Source organism: Aeromonas sp. A04 (assembly GCF_047780465.1).
Lineage (GTDB): Bacteria > Pseudomonadota > Gammaproteobacteria > Enterobacterales > Aeromonadaceae > Aeromonas > Aeromonas bestiarum.
Window position 1 is genome coordinate 763,415 of the sequence record NZ_JBLNHP010000002.1, and the last position, 6,400, is coordinate 769,814.

At 55.0% G+C, this 6,400-nt stretch carries 4 protein-coding genes; all 4 read left to right on the forward strand.

Features of this window, described 5'->3' with window-relative positions:
* Positions 1-24 precede the first annotated feature (24 nt).
* Positions 25-1,353, forward strand: coding sequence for a TolC family outer membrane protein (locus ACM3N8_RS11230; protein WP_043139314.1), 1,329 nt, complete (start codon positions 25-27; stop codon positions 1,351-1,353).
* A 118-nt stretch (positions 1,354-1,471) separates the two neighbouring features.
* Entirely contained in the window at positions 1,472-2,233 is a 762-nt protein-coding gene (locus ACM3N8_RS11235) for a transglutaminase-like cysteine peptidase (RefSeq protein ID WP_416016121.1), read from the forward strand.
* Positions 2,234-2,236: 3 nt separating this feature from the next.
* Complete coding sequence (locus ACM3N8_RS11240) at positions 2,237-4,162, forward strand: EAL domain-containing protein (RefSeq protein ID WP_290064786.1); 1,926 nt, start codon at positions 2,237-2,239, stop codon at positions 4,160-4,162.
* Positions 4,163-4,429: 267 nt separating this feature from the next.
* The coding region (locus ACM3N8_RS11245; RefSeq protein WP_416016122.1) for a retention module-containing protein at positions 4,430-6,400 on the forward strand (1,971 nt) is incomplete at its 3' end.

The window sequence follows — 6,400 nt, forward strand, 5'->3', positions numbered from 1 at the left end:
AAAAACAACATGACTGGAGATACCATGAAGAAGACGATTGTTGCCATGTTAGTAAGTGGCGCCGTGCTGTTCCCGGGCCTTACCCAGGCTCAAACGCTGGAACAGTCAGTGGCACAGTCACTGGCTACCCATCCGAAAATCAAGGAAGCTTTTGACCTCTATCAGGCTCGACTGTATCAGCATGATGGCGCCAAAGGCGGTTATTACCCCACCATAGATCTGCGCGGTGGTGTCGGTTATGAAAAGACCGACAGCCCGTCCACCCGTGCAGCAGGTGCCAACTCGACCACCATTGATGACTCTATGACCCGCAAAGAGGCCGGGATCAGCCTGCGTCAGATGCTGTTTGACGGTTTCAATGTCAGCAGCAACGTGGCCCGGACCGATGCCGAAGCCAACGCCCAACGTCTGGCCATGATCTCCGAGGCGGAGAACACGGCGCTGCGTGTGGCCGAGGTTTACCTCAACATGCTGCGCCAGCAGGAGATCCTGGAGCTGTCCAAGCAGAACCTGGAAACCCATGAGCAGATCCGCAGCGACATCAGCAAGCGGACCGACTCGGGCCTGGGCTCTACCGCAGACCAGACCCAGATCGATGGTCGTGTTGCCCGTGCCTATGCCAACCAGGCTGCCGCCGAGAACAACTACCGCGATGCCGAGAGTGAGTTCATTCGTGTCGTCAACGAGATGCCAAAGGATCTGGTACAACCCGTTCCCAATGGAGAACTTGTTCCCGCCAGTCTGGATGCCGCATTGAAAACGGCTACCGAAGTGCACCCGACTCTGCTCTCCTCTCTGCAGGATATCGAAGCGGCCAAGTACCAGCATGAGGGCTCCAAATCCGGTTTCTATCCGAATGTGTCGTTCGAAGTGGATCAGAACTGGAACGAGGATATAGATGCGGTCAAGGGTCATAACGACGATCTGACCGCCATGGTGAGGATGCGTTACAACCTGTTCCGTGGTGGATCTGATCTGGCCGAAAGCAAGGCAACCTCGGCCCTTTACTCCCAGGCGAAAGACATTCACATGAATGCTTTCCGTCAGGTTGAAGAGGGAACACGCCTGGCCTGGAACGCCAAGGAGTCGCTGACCAAACAGAAGACCTTCCTGAAAGAGCACGTTGACGCCAGCTATGACACTGTACAGGCGTACAAGAAGCAGTTTGGTCTGGGCCAGCGTACCTTGCTTGACGTGTTGAACACCGAGAACGAACTGTTTGAGGCGCGCCGCAGCTACATCACCGCCGAGTATGACGCTCTGCTGGCTGACTATCGCATCCTCAACGCCACAGGCAGTCTGCTCAACGCGTTTAACGTCCAGCAGCCGGCTGACTGGCAAGCTAAACAGTAATGGAGATCGCATCAGGCTTGATGCGATTGAAAGGGATGGTTGCAGCCGTGCTGCCGCCATCCCTTGTCTCTCACGGTCACCCTAGACCGGTGCAGTGACTGTCATTGGATGCCAGAGGATGAGCGTGACTGTGTGGTGGAAGGCAAGCGGTTGCAGCAGGGTGTCAGCCTCAGGGTTGGGCCGGCGTTTACGCGCTCGCTGGTTGCGTTACTCGCTGTGGTTGCTGCTGGTTTCACTTCCGCTGCTGCTCTGTGCCAGTCAGCCTCTGACACCCGAAGATCTCAAATTGGTCCTGCGCGCTCAGGAAACCTATGGGGTCAGGGCGGGCAAGCGTGTGACGACCTGGCGTACGCTGGTCATGCAAAATCGTGCAGCGGGGCTGAACGAGCGCCAGAAGCTGGAGAAGGTAAACCAGTTTTTCAATCAGATGCGCTTCATCGATGACATCAAGTTGTGGCGCAAAAAAGATTACTGGGCCACCCCGCTGGAGTTTTTGGGGGCGGCAGGCGGTGATTGCGAAGACTTCAGCATTTCCAAGTATTTCACCCTGCTGGAGCTTGGCATTCCGGATGAAAAAATGCGGATGGTATATGTCAAGGCATTGGATTATAACCAGTTTCATATGGTTGTTGCCTACTATGACACGCCTTCCTCAGTGCCTGTGATTTTGGATAATTTGATCGGTTCGATCCGCCCTGCCAGTCAGCGCAGGGATCTGGTGCCGATATACAGCTTTAACGGTAGTCACTTGTGGTTGATGAAGGCGCGTGGTCAAGGGGAACTGGCCGGGCAGTCGTCACGCTTGGGATTATGGAGTGATTTACGCAATCGCATGACTTCAGGGCGATTGGCTCAGCCTGTGGTGAATTTGGATGATTAACCTATGACGCTCTACAGACAATTATTGGCAACCATGTTGATCCTGTTCGGATTGTTGTTTGCGGCCACTTATTGGGTGCAGTTCAATTCGACTCGAACCTATCTGGCGCAGCAACAGGAAACCACCGTCATCAATACCGCTACTTCGCTGGGGCTGGCGCTTACCCCGTATTTGGAAAACGGTGACAAGGTGGGGGCTGAATCAGTGATCCAGGCCATCTTTGATGGTGGTTATTACCGGTTGATCCGGCTGGATCTGCTGGCTTCCAAGGATGTCATCGAGCAGGAGAACACCAATAACATTCAGGGTGTGCCGCAATGGTTCATTGGTCTGGGTCTGTTTCCCGAGGTATCCAACGAGTCAATTCTGACGTCAGGCTGGCTGCAACTGGGAAAATTGAAAGTAGTGGGTCACCCGGGGCAGGCCTATTACGAGCTGTGGCGAGGGATGAGTGAACTGGCAAGCTGGTTCCTGATCGGTTTTTTGATCACCACCATTTTGTTGATGAGAGCATTGAATTATCTGCTCAAGCCGCTCAAACAGATCTGTGAGCAGGCGGTGGAGATTGAACTGCACCACTTTGGCCACGCCATTCCAGAACCCAAGACCCACGAGTTGAAACAGGTGGTGCAGGCCATCAACACCCTCTCCAGCAAGCTGGCACTGCAGTTTAAAGAGCAAGCGGAAGAGGCCGAAAAATTGCGGGAGCGTGTCTATGTAGATGCCGTTTCCGGCTTGGGTAACCGGGCCTATTTTGTCGGGCAGGTCAACGCATGGATTGCCGAAGCGGGGCAAGGTGGTGTCATGCTGGTGGCGGTCGATATGCTGGATGACCTGTACCGTGAAGAGGGCTTTGCCGCGCGGGACAACATGGTCAAGTCGATAGCACAGACCTTGAAAGAACAGTTGAAGGGGTGGGATGGCTCGGCTTTGGCACGGATCTCCGCTACGGAATATGCGCTACTGTGCCCTACCGATGACCTGGCTCAGCTGAAGGAGCTGGCTGAAGCCATCAACGCTCGTATTGCCGACCTGGTCGTGAATCCCATGGGAGAAGGGGATGCCCTCTCCGTCATCGGTATTGCGGGACGTGACGGTAATGACGATCTCTCGGCCTTGCTGACCAAGGCCGACAACGCCTTGGGCAAGGCGCGCAATGAGCGCCGTGGTGCCGTGGTGATGGAAGGCGGTACCGATCAGGGCTTGATGGGGCGTCTGGCCTGGCGCGATCTGGTGCAAGATGCCATTGTCCGGCACTTGTGGCGCTTCAAGGCCCAGCCGGCTTGCCGTTTCGACAATGGGGTGCGACTGCATGCCGAGTTGTTTGCCTCTATTTCACGCGATGGTACCGACTATTTTGCCGGCCAATTCTTGCCAGCCATCGAGCAGTTCAAGCTGGGCAGCGAGTTTGATCAGGCAGTACTGGATGCCTGCGTGCCCCTGTTTGAACGGCAATCAGATCTGGTGCTGGCCATCAATATCACGGCAGGCTCTCTCTGTTCTGATGAGTTTCTGACCTGGCTGACGGGGTATCTGTCGACTCACGCCGAATTGAAGGAGAGGTTGCTGTTTGAGATACCTGAGGCCGCCATCATGAAGCACAAGGAACATGTGATCGCCTTGGTGAACACCTTGCAGGAGCATGGGTTCGAGTGGGGGGTCGATCATTATGGTCGTCACTTCCAGTCTCTGGGGTATCTGGAGGAGCTGGCGCCAGCCTATGTCAAGGTTGACCATGGTTATACCAGTCAGGTCATGGAGCCAGGGGCCGATACCTCCTTCCTGGCCGCAGTTTGCCGCGCCGCTCACAATGCGGGTGTGACTACCATCGCAACCCGTGTTGAGGATCAGCATCAGGTCGAGTTGCTCTCCAAGTTGCATATCGATGGTTATCAGGGCTTCGTACACCCCGCTTTTCCTTTGTCCTGAGCCATTAGCGCCAAGAATGGGCCCCATGAGGGCCCTTTTTTTATGTGAATTAAAAATAAGTATTAAGACTTTTGGCTGAGGAATCGCATAAGGGCTTACTCGAATCCCTATCAAGTGACTGATTCAACAATATAAAAAAAGACCCTTCGATTTAATGCGCAGCATTGCTCCCGGTTTGAACCCATCTTGTACATTTTTGCAACGGAAGCGAGGCGGACAGGCATCTATGGTGTAGACATCAAGATCTGTCATGTTGGAGCAATGGATATGCGTACCCAAGTAATCGACAAAACCGTGGTGGTTTCTTCTGTTGAAGGCAACGTTCAAATATTGCTGGCCGATGGTAGCAGTCGCCCTCTGCAGAAAGGTGAAATCCTTCAGCCCGGCGCCAAACTCAATATTGCAGATGACGCCAAGCTGATACTGTCCCCCTATGACGATTCTCCTGCTTCCGCCACGCCAGATGCCGTAGCCCCGGATGCTCCGGTGCCGGGACAGCCACAGGCTCCGGATGCAGGGAGTGCGACCTCTCCCGATATTGCCGCATTGCAACAATCGATCTTGCAAGGGGTTGACCCGACGCAGAACTTTGAGGCATCTGCCGCCGGTGGGGCACCTGCTGCAGGTGGTGGTGGCGGTGGAATTGGTGGAGTCGCCGGCGCCAGTGGTAACGGCGGCTTTGTCACCATAGATAGAACCGGTGATGCAACGATTGCCGCAGCCGGGTTTGACACCACTTACCAGACCGAGCCAGTGGTCGATACTCAGCAGCTGGCAGAACCACTGCTGACCAACGAATTGGCGGATCAAGGTGAGCAGTTGACCGTTCCCGAAGATGGGGTACTGAATGGCAATGTTCTCACCAACACAGTCAACGCTGATGGTCCTGATGCGGCGTCTGTGCTGTTCTTCAGCTGGGGGGATAACGTCAACGTTGTTGTAGGTACCAGCGTCACAATTGATGGTGTCGGCAGCCTCGTCATTAACGCTGATGGCAGTTTCACTTTCACACCTGCCCCCAACTATGATGGCGCTGTACCTCCTGCCACTTATACCGTCACCGATGGCACTGACACGGTTCAGTCAACACTGGAACTGACAATTATTCCTGCCAATGATATCTCCGATCAGAATGAGAGTGTTGTTGCGACAGAAGACACCCTTATCTCCGGCAACTTGTTGGCCAATACCATCGACAATGATGGACCGCAGGCTCCGTCTGTTACCGGGTTTAGCTGGGGTTCCATCATCAATCCTGCATTGGGCACTCCCGTAACCCTGACTGGGGTGGGAACCTTGGTGGTCAATGCCGATGGCAGCTATCTGTTCACGCCAGCACCTAATTACGATGGGCCGGTTCCGACAGTGAATTATACCGTCACAGACGGCACAGACACGGTTCAGTCCACGCTCTCTATTGCCATCACTTCGGTTGATGAGCCGGTTGGTCTGGCTGGTTTGCAGCTGGAAGGCGGTGAGCTGACGCTAAATGAAGCTGCATTGGCAGATGGCAGCAACCCGAATGCAACAGCTCTTACACAAAGTGGCGTGTTTACCTTCAATGCGGCAGATGGTGTACAGAGTTTGACTCTGGGCGGTGTCACTCTGATCAGTAATGGGCAAGCTATTACGGTGTTCCCTCAGGCGATTACCAGCCCACTGGGTAATCAGCTGGTAGTGACCGGCATTAATTACAACCCGGTCACCGGGTTAGGCAGCGTTAATTACAGCTACACCCTGAGTGACAATGAAAATCATACCAAGCCTGTCAATGATGCGGCTCTGGGTGAGAGTTTCGGTGTGGTACTGGTGGACACCGATGGTGATAGTACCAGTGGCAGTCTGGATGTGGTGATCCTGGATGATGTACCGAGCGTCACGCTCACCTCTGGATCGGAAGGTGTGGGCAGTGTGTTCGTGGACGAAAGCATGGTCAGCCTGGGTGGCGCAGGCAACGATGGAGTGGCCAGTGCCAGCCTGAGTGCTGCCAGCGTGCAGGCCCAGTTCAATCCGGCCTTCGGGGCCGATGGGGCGGGCACGATTGGTTACAGCCTGGCGCTCACCGGCAGCAACGTGGTCAGCGGCCTGTTTGCGGTAGATCCGCAGGCTCCCGCTGGACAGGGCGAGGCCATCGTGCTGAATCAGGTGGGCAACGTTATCACCGGCAGTGCCGGTGGGGTGGACTACTTCACGCTGACCATCAACCCGAGCACCGGAGAAGTGACGCTTGCCCTGCTG